The 24,632-nt window shown below is 54.4% G+C and carries 22 protein-coding genes; 21 read left to right on the forward strand and 1 reads right to left on the reverse strand.

Features of this window, described 5'->3' with window-relative positions; genetic code table 11:
• Positions 1–52: 52 nt before the first annotated feature.
• From uppS to QWV57_RS06070, 19 genes are all read left to right on the forward strand, one after another.
• Positions 53–826: an undecaprenyl pyrophosphate synthase gene (gene uppS / locus QWV57_RS05980; RefSeq protein WP_011230753.1), complete on the forward strand. Its 774-nt coding sequence runs from the start codon at positions 53–55 to the stop codon at positions 824–826.
• A complete protein-coding gene (locus tag QWV57_RS05985; protein WP_011230754.1) occupies positions 823–1,617 on the forward strand; it encodes a phosphatidate cytidylyltransferase in 795 nt (264 codons plus the stop codon). Before uppS ends, QWV57_RS05985 begins: the two co-directional genes overlap by 4 nt.
• Positions 1,618–1,637: 20 nt before the next feature.
• A complete protein-coding gene (gene dxr / locus QWV57_RS05990; protein ID WP_011230755.1) occupies positions 1,638–2,786 on the forward strand; it encodes a 1-deoxy-D-xylulose-5-phosphate reductoisomerase in 1,149 nt (382 codons plus the stop codon).
• Between the two features lie 2 nt (positions 2,787–2,788).
• Positions 2,789–4,054, forward strand: a complete 1,266-nt coding sequence (gene rseP, locus QWV57_RS05995) for an RIP metalloprotease RseP (RefSeq protein WP_011230756.1) — start codon at positions 2,789–2,791, stop codon at positions 4,052–4,054.
• 23 nt (positions 4,055–4,077) lie between these two features.
• A complete protein-coding gene (locus tag QWV57_RS06000; RefSeq protein WP_015374425.1) occupies positions 4,078–5,781 on the forward strand; it encodes a proline--tRNA ligase in 1,704 nt (567 codons plus the stop codon).
• A 102-nt stretch (positions 5,782–5,883) separates the two neighbouring features.
• On the forward strand, positions 5,884–10,188 hold the full coding sequence (locus tag QWV57_RS06005; RefSeq protein WP_060787845.1) for a PolC-type DNA polymerase III: 4,305 nt from the start codon (positions 5,884–5,886) through the stop codon (positions 10,186–10,188).
• A gap of 244 nt (positions 10,189–10,432) precedes the next feature.
• Positions 10,433–10,906: a ribosome maturation factor RimP gene (gene rimP / locus QWV57_RS06010; RefSeq protein WP_015374427.1), complete on the forward strand. Its 474-nt coding sequence runs from the start codon at positions 10,433–10,435 to the stop codon at positions 10,904–10,906.
• Between the two features lie 24 nt (positions 10,907–10,930).
• The gene (nusA, locus tag QWV57_RS06015) at positions 10,931–12,082 is read left to right on the forward strand and encodes a transcription termination factor NusA (RefSeq protein ID WP_015374428.1); all 1,152 of its coding nucleotides are present in this window, start codon (positions 10,931–10,933) and stop codon (positions 12,080–12,082) included.
• Between the two features lie 13 nt (positions 12,083–12,095).
• Positions 12,096–12,386 carry an RNase P modulator RnpM gene (rnpM, locus tag QWV57_RS06020; RefSeq protein ID WP_011230761.1) on the forward strand — a complete coding sequence of 97 codons (291 nt, stop codon included), beginning with the start codon at positions 12,096–12,098 and terminating at the stop codon, positions 12,384–12,386.
• A complete protein-coding gene (locus QWV57_RS06025; RefSeq protein WP_015374429.1) occupies positions 12,376–12,678 on the forward strand; it encodes a YlxQ family RNA-binding protein in 303 nt (100 codons plus the stop codon). The genes rnpM and QWV57_RS06025 overlap by 11 nt, the downstream gene beginning before the upstream one ends.
• 19 nt (positions 12,679–12,697) lie before the next feature.
• A complete protein-coding gene (infB, locus tag QWV57_RS06030; protein ID WP_015374430.1) occupies positions 12,698–14,917 on the forward strand; it encodes a translation initiation factor IF-2 in 2,220 nt (739 codons plus the stop codon).
• Complete coding sequence (locus QWV57_RS06035) at positions 14,914–15,192, forward strand: DUF503 domain-containing protein (protein WP_015374431.1); 279 nt, start codon at positions 14,914–14,916, stop codon at positions 15,190–15,192. Before infB ends, QWV57_RS06035 begins: the two co-directional genes overlap by 4 nt.
• Positions 15,193–15,207: 15 nt before the next feature.
• A complete protein-coding gene (gene rbfA / locus QWV57_RS06040) occupies positions 15,208–15,591 on the forward strand; it encodes a 30S ribosome-binding factor RbfA (RefSeq protein WP_015374432.1) in 384 nt (127 codons plus the stop codon).
• Between the two features lie 54 nt (positions 15,592–15,645).
• Positions 15,646–16,554 (forward strand): tRNA pseudouridine(55) synthase TruB, encoded by a 909-nt coding sequence (gene truB / locus QWV57_RS06045; RefSeq protein WP_013523418.1) that lies wholly within the window; start codon positions 15,646–15,648, stop codon positions 16,552–16,554.
• A gap of 43 nt (positions 16,555–16,597) precedes the next feature.
• On the forward strand, positions 16,598–17,578 hold the full coding sequence (gene ribF, locus QWV57_RS06050; protein ID WP_033006431.1) for a bifunctional riboflavin kinase/FAD synthetase: 981 nt from the start codon (positions 16,598–16,600) through the stop codon (positions 17,576–17,578).
• An 87-nt stretch (positions 17,579–17,665) separates the two neighbouring features.
• Positions 17,666–17,935, forward strand: coding sequence for a 30S ribosomal protein S15 (gene rpsO, locus QWV57_RS06055; protein WP_011230768.1), 270 nt, complete (start codon positions 17,666–17,668; stop codon positions 17,933–17,935).
• Positions 17,936–18,075: 140 nt separating this feature from the next.
• Complete coding sequence (gene pnp, locus QWV57_RS06060) at positions 18,076–20,247, forward strand: polyribonucleotide nucleotidyltransferase (protein WP_015374434.1); 2,172 nt, start codon at positions 18,076–18,078, stop codon at positions 20,245–20,247.
• 87 nt (positions 20,248–20,334) lie between these two features.
• Positions 20,335–21,318 carry a polysaccharide deacetylase family protein gene (locus QWV57_RS06065; protein ID WP_015374435.1) on the forward strand — a complete coding sequence of 328 codons (984 nt, stop codon included), beginning with the start codon at positions 20,335–20,337 and terminating at the stop codon, positions 21,316–21,318.
• A complete protein-coding gene (locus QWV57_RS06070) occupies positions 21,305–22,552 on the forward strand; it encodes a M16 family metallopeptidase (protein WP_013145723.1) in 1,248 nt (415 codons plus the stop codon). The genes QWV57_RS06065 and QWV57_RS06070 overlap by 14 nt, the downstream gene beginning before the upstream one ends.
• A 62-nt stretch (positions 22,553–22,614) precedes the next feature.
• On the opposite strand, the gene QWV57_RS06075 is transcribed toward QWV57_RS06070, so the two are convergent.
• Positions 22,615–22,857, reverse strand: a complete 243-nt coding sequence (locus QWV57_RS06075) for a YlmC/YmxH family sporulation protein (protein ID WP_011230772.1) — start codon at positions 22,855–22,857, stop codon at positions 22,615–22,617.
• A gap of 192 nt (positions 22,858–23,049) precedes the next feature.
• Here QWV57_RS06075 and dpaA point away from each other — a divergent pair, with 192 nt between their 5' ends.
• Both dpaA and QWV57_RS06085 read left to right on the forward strand, forming a co-directional pair.
• Entirely contained in the window at positions 23,050–23,955 is a 906-nt protein-coding gene (gene dpaA, locus QWV57_RS06080) for a dipicolinic acid synthetase subunit A (RefSeq protein WP_013145722.1), read from the forward strand.
• Positions 23,952–24,557, forward strand: a complete 606-nt coding sequence (locus QWV57_RS06085; protein WP_020756309.1) for a dipicolinate synthase subunit B — start codon at positions 23,952–23,954, stop codon at positions 24,555–24,557. The genes dpaA and QWV57_RS06085 overlap by 4 nt, the downstream gene beginning before the upstream one ends.
• Positions 24,558–24,632 lie beyond the last annotated feature (75 nt).

Consider the following 24,632-nt stretch of genomic DNA (forward strand, 5'->3'; position numbering starts at 1 on the left):
GAGGGTTTTTTTGCTATAATGGAAAGGCAAAACACGATCCCGGAGGACTCGTATGTTCAATAAAATGCGAAAAACAAAAGAGAAAGACGTCCCGGTGACGAAAGAAGAGGTGCTCAGGCATCCGATGCCGAACCACGTCGCCATCATTATGGACGGAAACGGGAGATGGGCGAAAAAGCGGGCGCTGCCGAGGGCGGCCGGCCATTACGAAGGCATGCAAGTTGTGCGCAAAATCACTCGTTTTGCGAATGAGCTGGGGATTCAGATTTTGTCGCTTTACGCGTTTTCGACAGAAAACTGGAAACGTCCGAAAAGTGAAGTCGATTATTTGATGAAGCTGCCGGAACAGTTTTTGACGACGTTTCTTCCCGAGCTCGTCGCCGAAAATGTCAAAGTCCAAGTGATCGGTCATACGGAGGCGCTGCCCGATCATACGCGCCGGGCGGTCGAGAAAGCCGTGAAGGAAACAAGCGGCAACACCGGCCTTGTGTTAAACTTTGCCCTTAATTATGGAAGCCGGGCGGAAATCGCTGCCGCCGTAAAGCAGATCGCCAAAGACGTCGAACGCGGGATGCTCGCGCCGGAAGACATCACCGAGCCGCTCATTTCCTCGTACTTGATGACGAGCGGGCTCGCTGACCCTGACTTGCTCATCCGTACGAGCGGGGAGATTCGCTTGAGCAATTTCATGCTTTGGCAGTTGGCGTATACGGAACTTTGGTTTACGGATGTCTTATGGCCGGATTTTACGGAGCAACATTTCTTAGAGGCGATTGCCGCTTACCAGCGGCGCGACCGCCGATTTGGAGGAGTGTCAGCGCGATGAAGCAGCGAATCATCACCGGAGTCATAGCGGCGGCGCTCTTTTTGCCGATTGTTATTTTTGGCGGATTTCCGTTTATAATAGTAACATATATATTGGCCACGATTGGGCTGTTTGAATTGTTGCGGATGAAAGGGATGCACCCGTTGTCGTTTGTCGGGGCGGCTGGATTGATCGCCCTTTGGCTGTTGCTCGTTCCCGCCCGTTACGGCGGCGAGTGGTTGGCGTCTGGGACCGCCAAATTTGGCGTGCTCGCCGCTTTGGCTTTTTTGTTGCTTGTCGGTACGGTCGTGACGAAAAATGCGCTCTCGTTCGATGAGGCGGCGTTTGTCGTTTTGGCGGTCGTCTATGTCGGCGTAGGGTTTTTCTGTTTCGGCGCTGTTCGTTTGGTTGGGTTCGTGTACTTCGTTTATGCCTTGTTTGTCATTTGGGCGACTGACATTGGGGCGTATTTCTTTGGCCGCGCGTTTGGCCGGCGCAAGCTATGGCCGGAGATCAGCCCAAAAAAAACGGTGGAAGGCGCCATCGGCGGCATCGCTTCCGCGGCTGTTGTCGCCGCGATTTACGAGTGGGCGGCGGCGCCGTTTGGCAGTTTGGCGGCCGCGCTTGGCGTCGCGCTGCTGCTGTCGGTGTTCGGTCAGCTCGGCGATTTGATCGAATCGGCATTTAAGCGCCATTACGGCGTCAAAGATTCCGGGGCGATTTTGCCGGGACATGGCGGCATTTTAGACCGGTTTGACAGCTTGCTGTTCGTGCTGCCGATATTGTACATATTGCTTGAAATCGCACGATAAGCGGGTGAGGAGTGAAACGATTGAAATATATTAGTATATTAGGGGCGAGCGGATCGATCGGCACACAGACGCTCGATGTCATCCGCGCCCATCCGGACGAATTCCGCTTGGCCGCCGCATCGGTCGGGAAAAATATCGAGGCGGCGAGGCGGCTGATCGCTGAATTTTCCCCAAGTCTTGTCGCCGTCGCTGACCGTGATGCGTATAAAGTTCTTTATCGCGAGTACCGCGGGCGGACGACGATCGTGTACGGAGAGGAAGGATTGATTGAAGCAGCCGTTTGCCCACAAGCCGATGTTGTCGTCACCGCTGTCGTCGGCAGCGTCGGCCTTGTGCCGACGCTGAAGGCGATTGAAGCGGGAAAAGCGATCGCCCTCGCCAACAAAGAGACGCTCGTTGTCGCCGGACATCTCGTCATGGCTGCAGCCAAGCGGCGCGGTGTGCCGCTGTTGCCAGTTGACAGTGAACATTCCGCCATTTTTCAATGTCTGCAAGGGGAAAGGATGGAACACGTTGACAAACTCATTCTGACCGCATCCGGCGGCAGCTTCCGCGACAAGACGCGCCGAGAGCTCGCTCATGTGACGGTTGAGGAGGCGCTTTGCCATCCGAACTGGTCGATGGGGGCAAAAATTACGATTGATTCGGCGACCATGATGAATAAAGGATTTGAGGTCATTGAGGCTCATTGGCTGTTCGGGCTGCCGTATGAGCGGATTGAGGTTGTTTTGCATCGAGAAAGCATCATCCATTCGCTCGTTCAGTTCCGTGACACAAGTGTATTGGCGCAGCTTGGAACGCCGGATATGCGCGTTCCGATCCAATATGCGCTTGCGTATCCAAAGCGGTTGCCGCTCCCATCCGCCAAGCCGCTTGATTTCATCTCGCTTGGGGCGCTCCATTTCGCCCCGGTTGATTTCGACCGCTATCGCTGTTTGCGTCTCGCCTATGAGGCTGGCAAGCGCGGCGGCTCGCTGCCGACGGTGTTGAATGCGGCCAATGAGGAGGCGGTGGCGGCGTTTTTAGCCGGGCGCATACCGTTTTTGGCCATCGAGGAGTGGATTGAACGCGCGCTCGAGCGCCATCGGCCAGTGAGCAATCCGCAGCTTGAGGACATTCGTGAAATCGATGCGGACGCGCGCGCCTACGTCCGCTCACTACTATCATAAAGGTGGTTGAAACGTTGGAATCGATCATTTCATTTATCGTCGTCTTTGGTGCCCTCGTCTTTTTTCACGAGCTCGGCCACTTGCTGCTAGCAAAACGGGCCGGCATTTTGTGCCGCGAATTTGCCATCGGCTTCGGGCCGAAAGTGTTTTCGTTCAAGAAAAACGAAACGGTGTACACGATCCGCCTGCTCCCGCTTGGCGGCTTCGTCCGCATGGCCGGTGAAGACCCGGAGACGATTGAATTGAAGCGTGGGCAAGTCGTCGGTCTTTTGCTTGATGAGAGCGGCCAAGTGGAAAAAATCGTCCTCAACCATAAGGACGATTATCCGAATATCCGCGTAGTGGAAGTGGAAGAGGCCGATTTAGAGCATGGCATGTATGTGACCGGCTATACGGACGGCGAGCGGTTCGAGCGGTTTACGGTCAAGGAGCCGGCGTTTTTCGTCGTCGACCGCCAAGAGATTCAAATTGCTCCGTACCATCGCCAATTTGCGGCAAAAACGCTCGGGCAGCGAACGATGACGATTTTGGCCGGACCGCTCGCCAACTTTCTCTTGTCGCTCGTTGTCTTTATCATCATCGGTCTTTTGCAAGGCTATCCGGTCGACAAGCCGGTGATCGGCGAGCTGACGCCGGAAGGAGCGGCGCGCGCCGCCGGCTTGAAGCAAGGGGATAAAGTGATCGCCATTAACGGCGAACGGATGGAAACATGGACGGAAATCGTCAACACGATTCGCGCCCATCCGGGAGAACCGCTTCAGTTTCAAATTGAGCGGAATGGGAAAGAACGGAGTGTGACGGTCACTCCGGAGGCGAAAACGGTGCAAGGGGAGACGATCGGCTTGATCGGCGTCTATCAGCCGATGGAAAAATCGGTGTTGGGCTCGATCAAGCAGGGGCTGGTTGAGACGTATTACTGGACGCGGGAAATTGTAACGGGGCTCGGCCAATTGATCACCGGCCAGTTTCAGCTTGACATGCTGTCCGGACCGGTCGGCATCGCTGTATCGACCGGCAAAGTGGCGGAGTCTGGGATCTACTACTTGATGAAATGGGGCGCGATTTTAAGCATCAACCTGGGGATTGTCAACTTGTTGCCATTGCCGGCGCTAGACGGCGGGCGGCTCCTCTTTTTCGCCATTGAAGCGGTGCGCGGCAAGCCGGTCGACCGGCAAAAAGAAGGAATGGTTCATTTTATCGGCTTTGCCTTGCTGATGTTGCTGATGCTTGTGGTGACATGGAATGACATTCAAAAATTTTTCCTATAGAGAGAAAACGAGGTGGCTAATGGATGAGACAAAGTCAAGCATTTATTCCGACGTTGCGTGAAGTGCCGGCGGATGCGGAAGTGAAAAGCCATCAGCTCCTGCTGCGGGCCGGCTTCATTCGTCAAAGCGCAAGCGGCGTCTATACGTTTTTGCCGCTTGGGCAGCGTGTTTTGCAAAAAGTGGAAGCCATCATTCGCGAGGAAATGAACCGAATTGGAGCGATGGAGCTCTTCATGCCGGCCTTGCAGCCAGCTGAGCTTTGGCAGCAGTCCGGCCGCTGGTACTCGTACGGGCCGGAACTGATGCGCTTAAAAGACCGGCACGAGCGCGATTTCGCCCTCGGGCCGACGCATGAGGAAATGATCACGGCGATCGTCCGCGACGAAGTGAAAACGTACAAGCGGCTGCCGCTTGTCTTGTACCAAATCCAAACGAAATTCCGCGATGAAAAGCGTCCGCGTTTTGGGCTGTTGCGCGGCCGCGAGTTCATGATGAAAGACGCCTACTCGTTCCATACGTCGAAAGAAAGCTTGGATGAAACGTACAACAACATGTATGAGGCGTATGCGAACATTTTCCGCCGCTGCGGATTGAACTTCCGCGCCGTCATCGCCGACTCGGGGGCGATTGGCGGCAAAGATACGCATGAGTTTATGGTGTTATCTGACATCGGCGAAGATACGATCGCCTACTCCGATGCGTCTGACTATGCCGCCAACATCGAGATGGCGCCGGTCGTGGCCACGTACGAAAAAAGCGATGAGCCGCCAGCCGAATTGAAAAAAGTGGCGACGCCGGGGCAAAAAACGATCAATGAAGTCACGTCCTATTTGCAAGTCTCGCCGGAGCGTTGCATTAAATCGCTCTTGTTCAATGTGGACGGCCGCTATGTGCTCGTTCTCGTCCGCGGCGATCATGAAGCGAACGAGGTGAAGGTGAAAAACGCACTCGACGCGACGGTCGTCGAATTGGCGACGCCGGAAGAAACGGAGCGGGTGATGAACGCTCCAATCGGTTCGCTCGGCCCGATCGGCGTCAGCGAAGACGTCACGGTGATCGCGGACCATGCTGTCGCCGCCATCACGAACGGCGTCTGCGGCGCGAACGAGGAAGGATACCATTACATCGGAGTCAACCCGGGCCGCGATTTTGCCGTCAGTCAATACGCCGATTTGCGCTTCGTAAAAGAAGGCGACCCGTCGCCGGATGGCAAAGGGACGATCCGCTTTGCCCGCGGCATTGAAGTCGGGCATGTGTTTAAGCTGGGGACAAAATACAGCGAAGCGATGAACGCCGTCTATTTGGATGAAAACGGCCAAACGCAGACGATGATCATGGGTTGCTACGGCATCGGCGTATCAAGATTGGTGGCCGCAATCGCCGAACAGTTTGCTGACGAACACGGGCTTGTGTGGCCGGCTTCGGTCGCACCGTTTCACATCCATTTGCTTACAGCGAACGCAAAAAGCGATGAACAGCGCGCGTTGGCGGAAGAGTGGTATGAAAAGCTCGGACAGGCTGGGTTTGAAGTGTTGTATGACGACCGCCCCGAACGGGCCGGAGTGAAGTTTGCCGACAGCGATTTGATCGGCATTCCGCTCCGCGTCACCGTCGGCAAGCGAGCGGGCGAAGGCGTTGTGGAAGTAAAAGTGCGGAAAACGGGCGAGACGTTCGATGTGCCGGTCAGCGAGCTTGTCGACACTGCGCGCCGTCTCCTTCAATCATGAGTGCCGGCGCTTTCGAAAAAGAATTCTGTCTTTTTCGCCGGCGCTTTTGTTATGGTATGATATAGAAAGAGAATGATGTTGAGAGGGGAACAAACGGACGTCATGGTGACAAAAGAGCAAAAAGAGCGGTTTCTCATCCTGCTTGAGCAGCTGAAGATGACGTCGGACGAATGGATGCCGCATTTTCGTGAGGCAGCCATTCGCAAAGTCGTGATCGATAAAGAGGAGAAAAGCTGGCATTTTTATTTTCAGTTCGACAACGTGCTGCCGGTTCATGTATACAAAACGTTTGCCGATCGGCTGCAGACGGCGTTCCGCCATATCGCCGCCGTCCGCCATACGATGGAGGTCGAAGCGCCGCGCGTAACTGAGGCGGATGTGCAGGCGTATTGGCCGCTTTGCCTTGCCGAGCTGCAAGAAGGCATGTCGCCGCTTGTCGATTGGCTCAGCCGGCAGACGCCTGAGCTGAAAGGAAACAAGCTGCTTGTCGTTGCCCGCCATGAAGCGGAAGCGCTGGCGATCAAACGGCGGTTCGCCAAAAAAATCGCTGATGTGTACGCTTCGTTTGGGTTTCCCCCCCTTCAGCTTGACGTCAGCGTCGAGCCGTCCAAGCAAGAAATGGAACAGTTTTTGGCGCAAAAACAGCAAGAGGACGAAGAGCGAGCGCTTGCTGTACTGACCGATTTAGCGAGGGAAGAAGAAAAGGCCGCGTCTGCGCCGCCGTCCGGTCCGCTTGTCATCGGCTATCCGATCCGCGACGAGGAGCCGGTGCGGCGGCTTGAAACGATCGTCGAAGAAGAGCGGCGCGTCGTGGTGCAAGGCTATGTATTTGACGCCGAAGTGAGCGAATTAAAAAGCGGCCGCACGCTGTTGACCATGAAAATCACCGATTACACGAACTCGATTTTAGTCAAAATGTTCTCGCGCGACAAAGAGGACGCCGAGCTCATGAGCGGCGTCAAAAAAGGCATGTGGGTGAAAGTGCGCGGCAGCGTGCAAAACGATACGTTCGTCCGTGATTTGGTCATCATCGCCAACGATTTGAACGAAATCGCCGCAAACGAACGGCAAGATACGGCGCCGGAAGGGGAAAAAAGGGTCGAGCTCCATTTGCATACCCCGATGAGCCAAATGGACGCGGTCACCTCGGTGACAAAACTCATTGAGCAAGCGAAAAAATGGGGGCATCCGGCGATCGCCGTCACCGACCATGCCGTTGTTCAGTCGTTTCCGGAGGCCTACAGCGCGGCGAAAAAACACGGCATGAAGGTCATTTACGGCCTTGAGGCGAACATCGTCGACGATGGCGTGCCGATCGCCTACAATGAAACGCACCGCCGTCTTTCGGAGGAAACGTACGTCGTCTTTGACGTCGAGACGACGGGCCTGTCGGCTGTGTACAATACGATCATTGAGCTGGCGGCGGTGAAAGTGAAAGACGGCGAGATCATCGACCGGTTCATGTCGTTTGCCAACCCTGGACATCCGTTGTCAGTGACAACGATGGAGCTGACTGGGATCACCGATGAGATGGTGAAAGACGCCCCGAAGCCGGACGAGGTGCTAGCCCGTTTTGTTGACTGGGCCGGCGATGCGACGCTTGTTGCCCACAACGCCAGCTTTGACATCGGTTTTTTAAACGCGGGCCTCGCTCGCATGGGGCGCGGCAAAATCGCGAATCCAGTCATCGATACGCTCGAGCTGGCCCGTTTTTTATACCCGGATTTGAAAAACCATCGGCTCAATACATTGTGCAAAAAATTTGACATTGAATTGACGCAGCATCACCGCGCCATCTACGACGCGGAGGCGACCGGGCATTTGCTTATGCGGCTGTTGAAGGAAGCGGAAGAGCGCGGCATACTGTTTCATGACGAATTAAACAGCCGCACGCACAGCGAAGCGTCCTATCGGCTTGCGCGCCCGTTCCATGTGACGCTGTTGGCGCAAAACGAGACTGGATTGAAAAATTTGTTCAAGCTTGTGTCATTGTCGCACATTCAATATTTTCACCGTGTGCCGCGCATCCCGCGCTCCGTGCTCGTCAAGCACCGCGACGGCCTGCTTGTCGGCTCGGGCTGCGACAAAGGAGAGCTGTTTGACAACTTGATCCAAAAGGCGCCGGAAGAAGTCGAAGACATCGCCCGTTTTTACGATTTTCTTGAAGTGCATCCGCCGGACGTGTACAAGCCGCTCATCGAGATGGATTATGTGAAAGACGAAGAGATGATCAAAAACATCATCCGCAGCATCGTCGCCCTTGGTGAGAAGCTTGACATCCCGGTTGTCGCCACTGGCAACGTCCATTACTTGAACCCAGAAGATAAAATTTACCGGAAAATCTTAATCCATTCGCAAGGCGGGGCGAATCCGCTCAACCGCCATGAACTGCCGGATGTATATTTCCGTACGACGAATGAAATGCTTGACTGCTTCTCGTTTTTAGGGCCGGAAAAAGCGAAGGAAATCGTCGTTGACAACACGCAAAAAATCGCTTCGTTAATCGGCGATGTCAAGCCGATCAAAGATGAGCTGTATACGCCGCGCATTGAAGGGGCGGACGAGGAAATCAGGGAAATGAGCTACCGGCGGGCGAAGGAAATTTACGGCGACCCGTTGCCGAAACTTGTTGAAGAGCGGCTTGAGAAGGAGCTAAAAAGCATCATCGGCCATGGCTTTGCGGTCATTTATTTGATCTCGCACAAGCTTGTGAAAAAATCGCTCGATGACGGCTACCTTGTCGGGTCGCGCGGATCGGTCGGCTCGTCGTTTGTCGCGACGATGACGGAAATCACCGAGGTCAATCCGCTGCCGCCGCATTACGTTTGCCCGAACTGCAAGCATTCGGAGTTCTTTAACGACGGTTCAGTCGGCTCAGGGTTTGATTTGCCGGATAAAAACTGCCCGCGATGTGGGACGAAATACAAGAAAGACGGGCACGACATCCCGTTTGAGACGTTTCTCGGCTTTAAAGGCGACAAAGTGCCGGATATCGACTTGAACTTTTCCGGCGAATACCAACCGCGCGCCCACAACTATACGAAAGTGCTGTTTGGCGAAGACAACGTCTACCGCGCCGGGACGATTGGCACGGTCGCTGACAAAACGGCGTACGGATTTGTCAAAGCGTATGCGAGCGACCATAACTTAGAGCTGCGCGGCGCGGAAATCGACCGGCTCGCGGCTGGCTGCACCGGGGTGAAGCGGACGACCGGGCAGCATCCGGGCGGCATCATCGTCGTCCCGGATTATATGGAAATTTACGATTTTACGCCGATTCAATATCCGGCCGATGACACGTCCTCTGAATGGCGGACGACTCATTTCGACTTCCATTCGATCCACGACAATTTGTTGAAGCTCGATATTCTCGGGCACGACGATCCGACGGTCATTCGCATGCTGCAAGATTTAAGCGGCATCGATCCGAAAACGATCCCGACCGACGACCCGGATGTGATGGGCATTTTCAGCAGCACCGAGCCGCTTGGCGTTACGCCGGAGCAAATCATGTGCAATGTCGGCACGATCGGCATTCCGGAGTTTGGCACGCGCTTCGTTCGGCAAATGTTGGAAGAGACAAGGCCAAAAACGTTTTCCGAACTCGTGCAAATTTCCGGCTTGTCGCACGGCACCGATGTGTGGCTCGGCAACGCGCAAGAGCTCATTCAAAACGGCACGTGTACGTTATCGGAAGTCATCGGCTGCCGCGACGACATTATGGTCTATTTGATTTACCGCGGGCTCGAGCCGTCGCTCGCTTTTAAAATCATGGAATCCGTGCGCAAAGGAAAAGGCTTAACGCCGGAGTTTGAAGCAGAAATGCGCAAACATGATGTGCCGGAGTGGTACATCGATTCATGCAAAAAAATCAAGTACATGTTCCCGAAAGCGCACGCCGCCGCCTACGTGTTAATGGCGGTGCGCATCGCCTACTTTAAGGTGCACCATCCGCTTTTGTATTACGCGTCGTACTTTACGGTGCGGGCGGAGGACTTTGACCTTGACGCCATGATCAAAGGATCAGCCGCCATTCGCAAGCGGATTGAGGAAATCAACGCCAAAGGCATTCAGGCGACGGCGAAAGAAAAAAGCTTGCTCACGGTTCTTGAGGTGGCCTTAGAGATGTGCGAGCGCGGCTTTTCCTTTAAAAATATCGATTTGTACCGCTCGCAGGCGACGGAATTCGTCATTGACGGCAATTCTCTCATTCCGCCGTTCAACGCCATTCCGGGGCTTGGGACGAACGTGGCGCAGGCGATCGTGCGCGCCCGCGAGGAAGGCGAGTTTTTGTCGAAGGAGGATTTGCAACAGCGCGGCAAATTGTCGAAAACGCTGCTCGAGTATCTAGAAAGCCGCGGCTGCCTTGACTCGCTTCCAGACCATAACCAGCTGTCGCTGTTTTAGTGGAAACGCCGCCGCTGAAGGAAGCGGACAGCGCTCTTTCGCCCGAGCGGCAGTTTCCCGTTGCAATATATTTCCCAATGTGTTATAGTTTTAGTGGAATTGGCAAAGATAATGGCAAGCAGAGAGTGGGGAAACCCACTCTTTCGTCTTGAATGGGCACCCATCTCTCGTTCATTCCCCGCCTTGTGCAGGGGATTTTCTCATTATGCCACGCATGCACGTTTGCTCGGTAAGGAGGAACACAATGAGCAAAAAGGTGACAGAAACGGTCGAACAACTCGTCACACCGATCTTAGACGAAATGGGGCTTGAACTCGTCGATATTGAATATGTGAAGGAAGGGAAAAATTGGTTTTTGCGCGTCTTCATTGACTCTGACGATGGCGTCGATATTGAACAATGCGGTGCTGTCAGCGAAAAATTGAGCGAAAAGCTCGATGAAGTCGATCCGATTCCGCATAACTATTTTTTGGAAGTATCATCGCCCGGAGCGGAGCGGCCGCTGAAAAAGGCAAAAGATTTTGCCAAGGCCATTGGGAAACATGTATATATCAAAACGTATGAGCCCATTGAAGGAGAAAAGCAGTTTGAAGGCGAACTAACCGCTTTTGACGGAACGACCGTGACGCTGTTGGTCAAAGACCGCGGACGACAAAAAACGGTCGCCATTCCGTATGAAAAAGTGGCAAGCGCCCGATTAGCCGTCATTTTCTTCTAATCGCAAAAGGGGGATTTTTGTTGCATGAACACGCAATTGCTTGAGGCGTTAGCCGATCTGATGCGGGAAAAAGGCATCAGCAAAGAAGTCGTGATGGAAGCGATCGAAGCGGCGATCGTTTCGGCGTATAAACGCAATTTCGGGCAGGCGCAAAACGTGCGCGTCGATCTCAATATGGACACCGGCACGATCCGCGTGTTCGCGCGCAAAGATGTCGTCGAAGAGGTGGCCGATCCGCGCCTTGAAATTTCGCTTGAGGAGGCGCAGCGGATCAATCCGAATTATCAAATCGGCGACGTCGTCGAGCTCGAAGTGACGCCGCGCGATTTCGGGCGCATCGCCGCACAGACGGCGAAGCAAGTCGTCACCCAGCGCGTGCGCGAGGCAGAGCGGAGCATCATCTACGCCGAATTTGTCGACCGTGAAGAGGACATTATGACCGGCATCGTTCAGCGCGTCGACCCGCGCTTTGTCTACGTCAGCCTCGGCAAGGCGGAGGCGCTCCTGCCGGCAAACGAACAAATGCCGAATGAAACATATAAGCCGCACGACCGGTTGAAAGTATACATTACGAAAGTGGAAAAAACGACAAAAGGGCCGCAAATTTTCGTCTCCCGCACCCACCCGGGACTGTTGAAACGGCTGTTTGAGCTCGAAGTGCCGGAAATTTACGACGGAACGGTCGAGATTAAATCGATCGCCCGCGAAGCCGGCGACCGTTCGAAAATTTCCGTCCACTCCGACAACCCGGAAGTCGATCCGGTCGGCGCATGCGTCGGACCGAGAGGGCAACGCGTGCAGGCCATTGTTGATGAGCTGAACGGAGAAAAAATCGATATCGTCCGCTGGTCGGCCGATCCGGTGGAGTTTGTCGCCAACGCGTTAAGCCCGGCGAAAGTGTTGCGCGTCATTGTCAACGAGGAGCAAAAGGCGACGACGGTCATCGTTCCGGACTATCAGCTGTCGCTCGCCATCGGCAAACGCGGGCAAAACGCGCGGCTGGCGGCGAAATTGACCGGCTGGAAAATTGATATTAAAAGCGAATCGGAAGCGCGGGAGATGGGCATTGATCCGCATGCGCCATCCACTTCGCTTGATTTCAGCGATGCGGCGGCCGATAATGAAAATAGCGAAGAAAACGGCCCATCGTTTGATCAATCAGCGGAAATCGAGTGAGGGGGAATGAAAAATGGCAGCGCAAAAGAAAATTCCGTTGCGCAAATGCGTCGTCACTGGAGAGATGAAGCCGAAACGGGAGATGGTGCGCATCGTCCGCTCGAAAGAGGGGGAAGTGTCGATCGACCCAACCGGCAAAAAGGCGGGGCGCGGCGCGTATATTACCCTTGATCCGGAATGCATTTTGCAGGCGAAAAAGAAAAACATTTTGGCCCGCCATTTAAAAGCAGACATCGATGATGCGATTTATGACGAATTGCTCGCCTTGGCGGAAAAGGAGAAACAGGCCGGACATGAAGCATAACCGTTGGGCATCGCTGCTTGGATTGGCGCAGCGGGCGGGCAAAGTCGTCTCCGGCGAGGAGCTTGTCGTCAAAGAAGTGCAGCGGGGTCGGGCGCGGCTCGTCTTGCTTTCGCAAGACGCATCGGTCAACACCGAAAAAAAAGTGACGGACAAATGCACGTTTTATGGCGTCCCGCTTTGCAAAGTGCCGGACCGGTATGTGCTTGGCGGCGCGATCGGCAAGGACGCCCGCGTCGTTGTCGCTGTCATCGACGAAGGGTTTGCGCGCCAATTGCAAACGATGCTCGACTGATCTTAATGGGGGTGAATGTATGTCGAAAATGCGTGTGTATGAATACGCGAAAAAACAGAACGTTCCAAGCAAGGACGTCATTCATAAATTGAAAGAAATGAACATTGAAGTGAACAACCATATGGCGATGCTGGAGGCTGATGTCGTCGAAAAACTCGACCATCAATATCGCCCGAACACCGGGAAAAAAGAAGAGAAAAAAGCGGAAAAGAAAACGGAGAAGCCGAAACGGCCGACGCCGGCGAAAGCGGCCGATTTTGCTGATGAGGAAATGTTTGACGACAGCAAAGAAGAGGCGAAAATGAAACCGGCGAAGAAAAAGGGAGCGCCAAAAGGGAAGGAAACGAAAAAAACCGAGGCGCAACAGCAAGAAAAGAAACTGCTCCAAGCGGCGAAAAAGAAAGGAAAAGGGCCGGCGAAAGGGAAAAAGCAGGCAGCACCAGCCGCCAAACAAGCGCCGCAGCCGGCGAAAAAAGAAAAAGAGCTGCCGAAAAAAATTACGTTTGAAGGCTCGCTTACCGTGGCCGAACTGGCGAAAAAGCTTGGCCGCGAACCGTCGGAAATTATTAAGAAGCTGTTTATGCTCGGCGTGATGGCGACAATCAACCAAGATTTAGACAAAGACGCCATCGAGCTCATCTGCTCGGATTACGGCGTTGAAGTCGAAGAAAAAGTGACGATCGATGAGACGAACTTTGAAGCGATCGAAATTGTCGATGCGCCGGAAGATTTGGTTGAACGGCCGCCGGTCGTGACGATCATGGGGCACGTCGACCACGGGAAAACGACGTTGCTTGATGCGATCCGCCATTCCAAAGTGACGGAGCAAGAAGCCGGCGGTATTACGCAACACATCGGTGCGTATCAAGTGACGGTCAATGACAAAAAAATTACGTTCCTCGATACGCCGGGGCATGAAGCGTTTACAACGATGCGGGCGCGCGGCGCGCAAGTGACCGATATCGTCATTCTTGTCGTTGCCGCGGATGACGGGGTCATGCCGCAGACGGTGGAAGCGATCAACCACGCCAAGGCGGCAAACGTGCCGATTATTGTCGCCATCAACAAAATCGATAAGCCGGAAGCGAACCCGGACCGCGTCATGCAAGAATTGATGGAATACAACCTCGTTCCGGAGGAATGGGGCGGCGATACGATTTTCTGCAAGTTGTCGGCGAAAACGAAAGAGGGCCTTGATCATCTTTTGGAAATGATTTTGCTTGTCAGTGAGATGGAAGAATTAAAAGCCAACCCGAACCGGCGTGCGGTCGGTACGGTGATCGAAGCGAAGCTTGATAAAGGGCGTGGCCCGGTGGCAACGCTTTTGATTCAAGCGGGAACGTTGCGTGTCGGCGATCCGATTGTCGTCGGCACAACATACGGGCGCGTGCGCGCGATGGTGAACGACAGCGGCCGGCGCGTCAAAGAGGCGACTCCGTCCATGCCAGTCGAAATTACGGGGCTGCATGAAGTGCCGCAAGCCGGCGACCGCTTCATGGTGTTTGAGGATGAGAAAAAGGCGCGGCAAATCGCGGAGGCGCGGGCGCAGCGGCAGCTGCAGGAGCAGCGAAGCGCCAAAACGCGCGTCAGCTTGGATGATTTGTTTGAACAAATTAAGCAAGGCGAAATGAAAGAGCTGAATTTGATCGTCAAAGCCGATGTTCAAGGATCGGTTGAGGCGCTTGTCGCCGCCTTGCAAAAAATCGATGTGGAAGGCGTGCGGGTGAAAATCATCCACGCGGCTGTCGGCGCCATCACCGAATCGGATATTTCGCTGGCGACGGCATCGAACGCCATCGTCATTGGATTTAACGTCCGTCCGGATGCAAACGCAAAGCGCGCCGCTGAATCGGAAAAAGTCGACATCCGCCTCCATCGCATCATTTACAATGTCATCGAGGAAATTGAAGCGGCGATGAAAGGGATGCTCGATCCGGAGTACGAAGAGAAAGTGATCGGTCAGGCGGAAGTGCGGCAAACGTTCAAAGTATCGAAAGTCGGCACGATCGCCGGTTGCTATGTCACGGACGGCAAAATTACCCGCGACAGCAAGGTGCGCCTCATTCGCCAAGGCATCGTCGTCTACGAAGGGGAAATCGATTCGCTCAAGCGGTATAAAGACGATGTGCGCGAAGTGGCGCAAGGGTATGAATGCGGGTTGACGATCAAAAACTTCAATGATATCAAAGAAGGAGATGTCATCGAAGCATACATCATGCAGGAAGTGGCCCGGGCATGATCGGCTTCGCCGCGTGCGAATGCATCATCTACAACGCCCGCTCTCTCAAGGATAAACGGGCCGTCCTGCAGCGGGTCATGACAAGAATCCGGCAAAAATATAACGTCTCTGTGGCCGAAATTGATCATCAAGACGCATGGCAGCGGGCCAAAATCGGCCTTGTTGCCATTACGTCCAGCCGCCGGGCGACCGAACGGGAGCTCGAGCGGGCGCTTGCTTTGATCGACTCGTTCCCTGAGCTGGAGCGGGCGGCCACATCATTCGAGTGGTTGTAACCGAGGTGATGGGTGATGAATATACGGGCAACTCGCGTTGGCGAGCAAATGAAAAAAGAGTTGAGCGACATCATCAGCCGCAGGCTGAAAGACCCGCGCATCGGCTTTGTCACGGTGACCGATGTGCGGGTCACCGGTGATTTGCAGCAGGCGAAAGTGTACATCAGCATCCTCGGCGATGACAAGCAGCGGGAAGAGACGTTGAAGGCGCTCGAGAAAGCGAAAGGGTTTATCCGTTCGGAAATCGGGCAGCGCATCCGCCTTCGCAAGACGCCGGAAATTTTCTTTGAAATCGATGAAACGATGGAATACGGCAGCCGCATCGAACAGCTGATCCGGCAAATTTCAAGCGATGACCACCCGGCGAAAGAGGCGGATGGGGAGCCGAACAATGGATAGACGAACCGTCTATCCATTTCCATTCATGATCATGGAAACGGAAAGGGTGCGTCGATGGACGGGGTATTGCTGCTGAATAAACCGAAAGGGATGACGTCTCACGACTGCGTGGCCAAAGTGCGCCGTCTGCTTGGCGTAAAAAAAGCGGGACACACCGGCACGCTTGACCCAAACGTGTCCGGTGTGCTGCCCATTTGCCTTGGCAAGGCGACGCGCATCGCCGAGTTTTTGACCGGGACGACGAAAACGTATGAAGGAAAAGTGACGCTTGGCGCCGCGACGACAACCGAAGATGCGGACGGCGACATCATCGCCGCCCGTCCGGTTGACCGGCCGATTGCGCGCGCGGAAATCGAAGCGGTGTTTGACAGCTTGACCGGAGAAATTGAGCAAACGCCGCCGATGTACTCCGCGGTGAAAGTGGGCGGCAAAAAACTGTATGAATACGCGCGCGCCGGCATCGAAGTCGAACGTCCGACGCGGCGCGTGACCATTTATGAGCTCGAACTGCTTGATGAACGTGAACAATTCTTTGGGGAAACGGTGTCATTTCGCTTTCGCGTCACGTGCAGCAAAGGCACGTACGTGCGTACGCTGGCGGTGATGATCGGCGAGCGGCTCGGCTATCCGGCGCATATGTCCGACCTCATCCGTACGGCGTCCGGGCCGTTTCGGCTTGAAGATTGCGTAACGTTTGAAGACGTTGAGCGCCGGGCGGCCGACGGGACGGCTGATGCCTTGCTCATCCCGATCGAGCGGGCGCTTTTTCATTTGCCGAAATATGAAATCAATGATAAAGTAGCAGAGAAGGTAAAAAACGGGGCGCTGCTCCGGCTTCCCGCTTTTTTAGAGAAGCTTGACGGGCCGGTCGTGCTTGTTTCGCCCGAGCGGGAAGCGCTGGCCCTGTACGTGAAGCATCCGGCGCGCCCCGGCTTGATGAAACCGCTCAAAGTGTTTCGTTAACGCCGCGGGTGCAGCGCGGAAATAAAGAAGGTAGGTCATGGACATGGAAACGCTGTTTCTTTCGCATCCCCACCGTCTCGAACGCCAGGCGCTCCCTCCGACGGTGATGGCGCTGGGCTATTTCGACGGCATCCACCTCGGCCATCAAAAAGTGATCCGTACCGCGGTCGAGATCGCCAACGAGCGTGGGTACGAAAGCGCGGTGATGACGTTTCATCCTCATCCGTTCGTTGTGCTTGGCAAACAGTCCGAGCTGCGCTCGATCACGCCGCTTGGCAAAAAGGAGCAGCTGATTGCATCACTTGGCGTCAACCGGCTGTACATCGTTGAATTTACGCCGACGTTTGCTGCGCTGTCGCCAGAAGCGTTCGTTGACCAATATTTGGACGGGTTGCACGTGAAACATGTCGTCGCCGGCTTCGATTTCACTTATGGGCGGTTCGGAAAAGGAACGATGGAGACGATGCCGATTCATGCGCGCGGCCGCTTTGGACAGACGGTCATTCCGAAGCTCGCGGTCGACGGGGAAAAAGTGAGCTCGTCCCGGGTGCGGAAACTGCTCGAAGACGGGGCGGTCGAACAGCTTCCCCGCCTGCTCGGCCGCTTTTATGAGCTTGAAGGAACGGTCGTTGCCGGGGAACGGCGCGGGCGGATGATCGGCTTTCCAACGGCGAACATCGCTTTAAACAGCGATTATGCCTTGCCGGCAGTCGGCGTCTATGCAGTCAAGGCGGTGATCGGCGGGCAAGTATATGAAGGGGTGGCGAACGTCGGCTACAAACCGACGTTCCATAAAACGCGCGAAGGATTGCCGAATATTGAGGTGCACTTATTCGAGTTTTCCGGCGATCTTTATGGACAAACGATGACCATTGAGTGGCACCGCCGTCTGCGGAGCGAGCAGAAGTTTACCAGTGTCGATGAACTGACGGCGCAAATCGCCCGCGACAAGAAAGAGGCGGAGCAGTATTTCCGCTGTTTCAGCGAAAAGACTTGCATTTTGCCGGAAAAAGAGGTATTCTAATCAATGTATGCGAACCATTGCTTGGCTAGGCGAGTCACCGACGCCCGCTCGGCAATCGGGGATCTAGGACTAGGGAGGTGAACAAGGATGGCATTGACGCAGGAGCGCAAACGCGAAATCATCGAGCAGTTTAAAATCCATGAGAACGACACTGGTTCTCCGGAAGTGCAAGTTGCGATCCTGACGGAGCAAATCAACAACTTGAACGAGCATTTGCGCATTCATAAAAAAGACCATCATTCACGGCGCGGCTTGCTGAAAATGGTCGGGAAGCGCCGCAACTTATTGGCCTACTTGCGCAAGAAAGATGTGGCGCGCTACCGTGAATTGATTGAGAAACTTGGATTACGTCGATAAAAAAGCGGGAGCATTCCCGCTTTTTTGCTAGTTTATAGGCGTGATTGACACGGCGATGATAACAATGGTGCCAATTCGTCTATACTAATCATCAGCGGATCTATAATTTCATCTGTACATAGAGAGGAGTACTCGTCTGTATGGAACAAGAGAAACGCGTGTTTTCCATCGATGTGGCCGGGCGGCCGCTCATCATTGAGACCGGCGAGCTGGCGAAACAGGCGAATGGCGCGGCGCTCGTCCGCTACGGCGATACGGTCGTGTTGAGCACAGCCACCGCGTCGCGAGAGGCGAAAAACGTTGACTTTTTCCCGCTCACCGTCAACTACGAGGAACGGTTGTATGCGGTTGGAAAAATTCCTGGCGGGTTTATTAAGCGCGAAGGTCGCCCGAGCGAGAAAGCCATTTTGGTGAGCCGTCTCATCGACCGACCGATTCGCCCGCTGTTTGCCGAAGGATTCCGCAACGAAGTGCAAGTCGTCTCGATGGTCATGAGCGTTGATCAAGACTGCGCGCCGGAAGTAGCGGCCTTAATCGGTTCGTCGGTGGCGCTGACGATTTCCGACATTCCGTTTGAAGGGCCGATCGCCGGTGTCATCGTCGGCCGCGTCGACGGCCAGTTTGTCATCAATCCGACGGTCGAGCAAATGGAAAAAAGCGATCTGCATCTTGTCGTCGCCGGCACAAAAGATGCGATCAACATGGTGGAAGCCGGGGCAGATGAGGTGCCGGAAGAAGTGATTTTGGAAGCGATCATGTTCGGCCATGAGGAAGTGAAGCGGCTCATCGCCTTCCAAGAGGAAATCGCCGCCCAAGTCGGCAAAGAAAAAATGGAAGTCGTCCTTTACGAGCCGGATCCAGCGCTGGAGGCGGAAATCCGCCAGCTTGCTGAAGCGGACATTAAGCGAGCGGTGCAAGTGCCGGAGAAACTGGCGCGCGATGCTGCCATTGAAGATGTGAAAGCTGGCGTCATCGCCAAATATGAGGCGGAAGAAGCGGATGAGGAGAAGCTCAAGCAAGTACAGGAAATTTTGCATAAACTCGTAAAAGAGGAAGTGCGCCGTTTGATCACGGTCGAGAAAATCCGTCCGGACGGGCGCAAAGTCGATGAAATCCGTCCGCTTTCATCGGCGGTCGGCGTCCTGCCGCGCACGCACGGCTCCGGTTTGTTTACGCGCGGGCAGACGCAAGTGTTGAGCATTTGTACGCTTGGGGCGCTTGGCGACGTGCAAATTTTGGACGGGCTTGACCTTGAAGAATCGAAGCGGTTTATGCACCATTACAACTTCCCGCCGTTTTCCGTCGGGGAAACCGGGCCGATGCGCGGGCCGGGGCGTCGTGAAATCGGACACGGGGCGCTTGGCGAACGGGCGCTCGAGCCGGTCGTGCCGTCGGAGCGCGAATTCCCGTATACGATCCGCCTCGTTTCCGAAGTGCTGGAGTCGAACGGCTCGACATCGCAGGCCAGCATTTGCGCCAGCACGCTGGCGATGATGGATGCTGGGGTGCCGATTAAAGCACCGGTCGCCGGCATTGCCATGGGGCTTGTGAAAAACGACGACCATTACACGATTTTGACGGACATTCAAGGCATCGAAGACCATCTTGGCGATATGGACTTTAAAGTCGCCGGCACGAGAAAAGGCGTGACGGCATTGCAAATGGACATTAAAATAAAAGGATTGACGCGCGAGATTTTGGAAGAGGCGCTCATGCAAGCGCGCAAAGGGCGGCTCGAGATTTTGGATCATATGATGCAAACGCTCAGCGAACCGCGCAAAGAGCTGTCCAAATATGCACCGAAAATTTTGATCATGCACATCAACCCGGACAAAATCCGGGAGGTGATCGGACCAAGCGGCAAGCAGATCAACAAAATCATCGACGAAACCGGCGTCAAAATCGACATCGAACAAGACGGCACGATTTTCATCTCGTCTGTGGATGAAGCAGCCAACCAAAAAGCGAAGCAAATCATCGAAGACATCGTCCGTGAAGTCGAAGTCGGCCAAGTGTACTTAGGCAAAGTGAAACGGATTGAAAAATTCGGCGCCTTCGTTGAGTTGTTCAACGGCAAAGACGGGCTTGTCCATATTTCCGAGCTCGCTGAAGGGCGGGTCGGCAAAGTCGAAGACGTCGTTTCGATTGGCGATGAAATTTTAGTGAAAGTAACGGAAATCGATAAGCAAGGGCGCGTCAACCTGTCGCGCAAAGCGGTGTTGCGCGATGCCCGCAACATTGGAGGGGAACTGCCGCGGGAATCTAGGGAAAAACGAGGAAGACGGCCGGAGCGCCATCGCATGAAGCCTTAGGAATTTGTTTCTTAAGGCTCTTTTGTTATGTTCTATCCTGTCCCCCTAAGACATATGTTGTAGTAGTAAAAAAGGAGGGGGACAAGGGTGAACAACGGAATTGCCCGCTATATGGCGCTAGCGGTCATGTTTCTTGCCGCCTGGGCGGCGGTTCATTGGCCTCCGGTTGGCGATTACATCGCGAGCTGGCGCCCGATGGAAACAACCGCGATGAAAGAGCGCGACAAGCTGTACGACACGATCGTCAAACAAGCGAAGCAATATGAAATTCCCGCCCAAGATGCGGTCATCGATAAAGTATGGAAGGCGACGCCCGGCTACAACGGGCTCGCCGTCGACATTGACGCCTCCTATCAAAACATGAAGAAAACGGGGATGTTTGATGAGCGAAAACTCGTGTTCCGTCAAGTGCCCCCGCGCGTCCATTTGGACGATTTGCCGCCGGCGCCGATTTACCGCGGCCATCCTGACAAGCCGATGGTGGCGTTTGCGGTCAATGTCGCTTGGGGGGAAGAATACCTCCCCGACATGCTTGAGACGATGAAAAAATACAATGTCAAGGCGACGTTCTTCTTGGAAGGACGATGGGTAAAAAAACACCCGGAGATGGCAAAAATGATAGCAGACGCTGGCCATGAAATCGGCAACCATTCCTACAGCCATCCCGATATGAAAACGCTCGCTGTCGATGACATCCGCCGCGAGCTCGAGAAAACAAACGAAGTGATTAAGGCGGCGACATCGGTGAAATGCAAATGGTTTGCCCCGCCAAGCGGCAGCTACCGCGACGAGGTCGTCGAGGTCGCCGCGGAACTCGGCATGAAAACGATTCTATGGAGCGTCGATACAATTGATTGGCAAAAACCGTCGCCATCTGTTATAGTGAAACGGGTGACATCGAAAGTTCATCCTGGCGCCATCATTTTGATGCACCCAACGATGCCGACGGCGGCTGCACTTGACGAGCTGATCACCTCGATTAAGCAAAAAGGCTACGCCCTAGGCAGCTTGACGGCCTTATTCGATGAGAAAAGACTGGCAAACAAACAGGAGGAACATGGAGTTGATTAACAAATATACGTGCAAAAACGGTGTGCGAATCGTGCTCGAGCAAATTCCGACTGTAAGGTCGGTGGCCATCGGCATATGGATCGGGACCGGCTCGCGCAATGAAACGGAGCAAACCAATGGCATTTCCCATTTTTTAGAGCATATGTTTTTCAAGGGGACAACGACGCGCACGGCCCGGGACATTGCGGAAGCATTCGACAGCATCGGCGGGCAAGTAAACGCCTTTACATCGAAGGAGTATACGTGTTACTACGCCAAAGTGTTGGATGAACACGCGCCGCTGGCGCTTGAAATGCTCGCCGATATGTTTTTCCACTCGACATTTGTGGAGGATGAGCTGCAAAAGGAGCGCAACGTCGTGCTCGAGGAAATCAAAATGTATGAAGATACACCGGATGACATCGTCCACGATTTGCTCGGCAAAGCGTGCTATGCGGGTCATCCGCTCGGCTATCCGATTTTGGGCACGGAAGAGACGCTGCGCACGTTTACTGGCGACACGCTGCGCCAATATATGGCGGACTACTATACACCGGATCGCGTCGTCATTTCGGTCGCCGGCAACGTCGACGAACGGTTTATTGATGAGGTCGAGCGCTATTTCGGCTCGTTCGCCGCAGAGAGCAAGCCGCCTTCTTCAGGGACGCCGGCGTTTGTGCCGCAAAAGATCGCGCGCAAAAAGGACACTGAGCAGGCGCACGTATGCATCGGATTCAACGGGTTGCCGATCGGCCATCCGGACGCGTACCCGCTCCTCATCTTGAACAATATTTTAGGCGGCAGCATGAGCAGCCGGCTGTTTCAGGAAGTGCGCGAACAGCGCGGATTGGCGTATTCGGTGTTCTCGTACCATTCCGCCTACCAAGACAGCGGCCTGCTCGCCATTTACGCCGGCACAGGAAGCAGCCAGCTTGATGTGCTGTTCGAAACGATCCAGCAGACCATTCGCCAGCTGAAGGAGGACGGAGTGACCGAAAAAGAGTTGCATAACAGCAAAGAGCAGATGAAAGGAAGCCTGATGCTTGGGCTCGAGAGCACGAACAGCCGGATGAGCCGCAACGGCAAAAATGAACTCCTTCTCGGCCGCCACCGCTCGCTTGATGAGATCATTGAAGAGATTGAAAGTGTCACGGTGGAAAAAGTAAACGAACTGGCGCGCACGGTTTTCACGGACGATTACGCGCTCGCCTTAATCAGCCCGGACGGCGTGCTGCCGCGCCCGCTCCGTTCATAGACCGAGCTCAAAAAAGCTAACGACCTTTCGCTAGGTTGTTAGCTTTTTCGTTTCCGCCTCTTTCACCCTTCCTCGGGGACGTCGATCATCACCATATCGGCGCCGATTTTGCGAATATATTTCCACGGCACGCGAATTTCCTGTCCGTCTTTGCGAAACCCGAACCATTTTCCCGTTGGGATGAGCAGCGCCTCGATCTGCCCCGTTTGCTCGTTGATTTCCAAATCGGTCTGCCCGAGCACCCCGAGCCGCTCGGCTCGGCTTACATCGACAATTTCTTTTCCGCTTAATTCGCTCAGCCTCATGCTGGTTTCCTCCTTTTTCGCTTCTTTACTTTATATGTAAGGAACAAAAACAGAAAAAATGACTGCCTCTTGTCAGCTTTGGGCGCATATCGCCCATTTTTTCCTGCAAGGATATTCACCTATATTTTCCCTCCAACATAAGATGGGAAAGGAAACGGAGCAGTTTGCCAGAAAAGAAGGTGAGCGTACAACATGATGCTGACAGGAATGCATATCGCCATCATCGGCGGCGATGCTAGGCAGCTTGAAGTCATCCGCAAACTCGTTGAACTCGACGCGAAGTTGTCGCTTGTCGGCTTCGACCAGCTCGCCCATCATTTCACCGGGGCGATGAAGCTGCCGATTGGCGAAGTCGATTTTGCCGATTTGGATGCGATCATTTTGCCGGTTCACGGCACGACGCTGGACGGAAACGTCAACAGCGTGTTTGCCCACGAACCGATTCCGTTTACAGAAGAGATGGTGCAAAAAACGGCGCGGCAATGCACGATTTATTCCGGCATCAGCAACGCGTATTTGGACGAATTGGTGAAAAAAACAGGGCGCAAGCACGTGCAGTTGTTTGAGCGCGACGATGTCGCCATTTACAACTCCATTCCGACCGCGGAAGGCACGGTGATGATGGTCATTCAGCATACGGATTTTACGATCCACGGCTCATGCGTTGCCGTCTTGGGGCTTGGACGCGTTGGCATGACCGTCGCCCGGACGTTCGCCGCGTTGGGGGCGAAAGTGAAAGTCGGGGCGCGCCGGTCGGAGCATCTCGCCCGCATTACAGAAATGGGGCTCGTGCCGTTTCACTTAAACGATTTGGAAAAAGAAGTGCGTGACATTGACGTCTGCATCAACACCGTGCCTCATCTCATCGTGACGGCGAGCGTCATCGCCAAAATGCCGCCCCATACGCTGATTATCGATTTGGCGTCAAAACCGGGCGGCACTGACTTCCGCTATGCCGAAAAACGCGGAGTGAAAGCCATTTTGGCGCCCGGGCTGCCGGGGATCGTCGCGCCGAAGACAGCTGGGCAAATCATCGCCAACGTCTTGGCGCAGCTGTTATATGCAGATTTACAAAAACGGGAGGAGAATCATGCATGAGCGGAAACAGCTTGAAAGGAAAACGGATCGGCTTTGGCCTCACCGGGTCGCATTGCACATATGATGCGGTGTTCTCGGAGATCGAGAAGCTTGTCAACGAAGGAGCGGAGGTGCTGCCGATCGTCACCTATACGGTGAAAACGACGAACACCCGCTTCGGGGAAGGGGAAGAATGGGTGAAAAAACTGGAGCAACTGACCGGAAACGAGGTGATCGATACGATCGTCAAAGCAGAACCTCTCGGACCGAAAATCCCGCTCGACTGCATGGTGATCGCCCCGCTCACCGGCAACTCGATGAGCAAGCTGGCCAATGCCATGACGGATTCCCCCGTGCTGATGGCAGCGAAAGCGACGATGCGCAACCACCGCCCGGTCGTGCTTGGCATCTCCACGAACGATGCGCTCGGCTTAAACGGCGTCAATCTAATGCGGCTTATGGCAGCAAAAAACATTTATTTCATCCCGTTCGGCCAAGACGCCCCGCAGGCGAAGCCGAACTCCATGGTCGCCTACATGCCGCTTTTGCGCGATACGATTCTCGCCGCGCTTGAAGGGAAGCAGCTGCAGCCGGTCATTATCGAGCGGTTCCGCTACAACTGAATCAAAAATCAATGTTCCGCATAAAAATGTTCTCTCGTCCACAGCGGAATGTGATAAAATAAAGACTATGAATTC

This window comes from Geobacillus zalihae, assembly GCF_030414215.1.
Taxonomy (GTDB): domain Bacteria; phylum Bacillota; class Bacilli; order Bacillales; family Anoxybacillaceae; genus Geobacillus; species Geobacillus zalihae.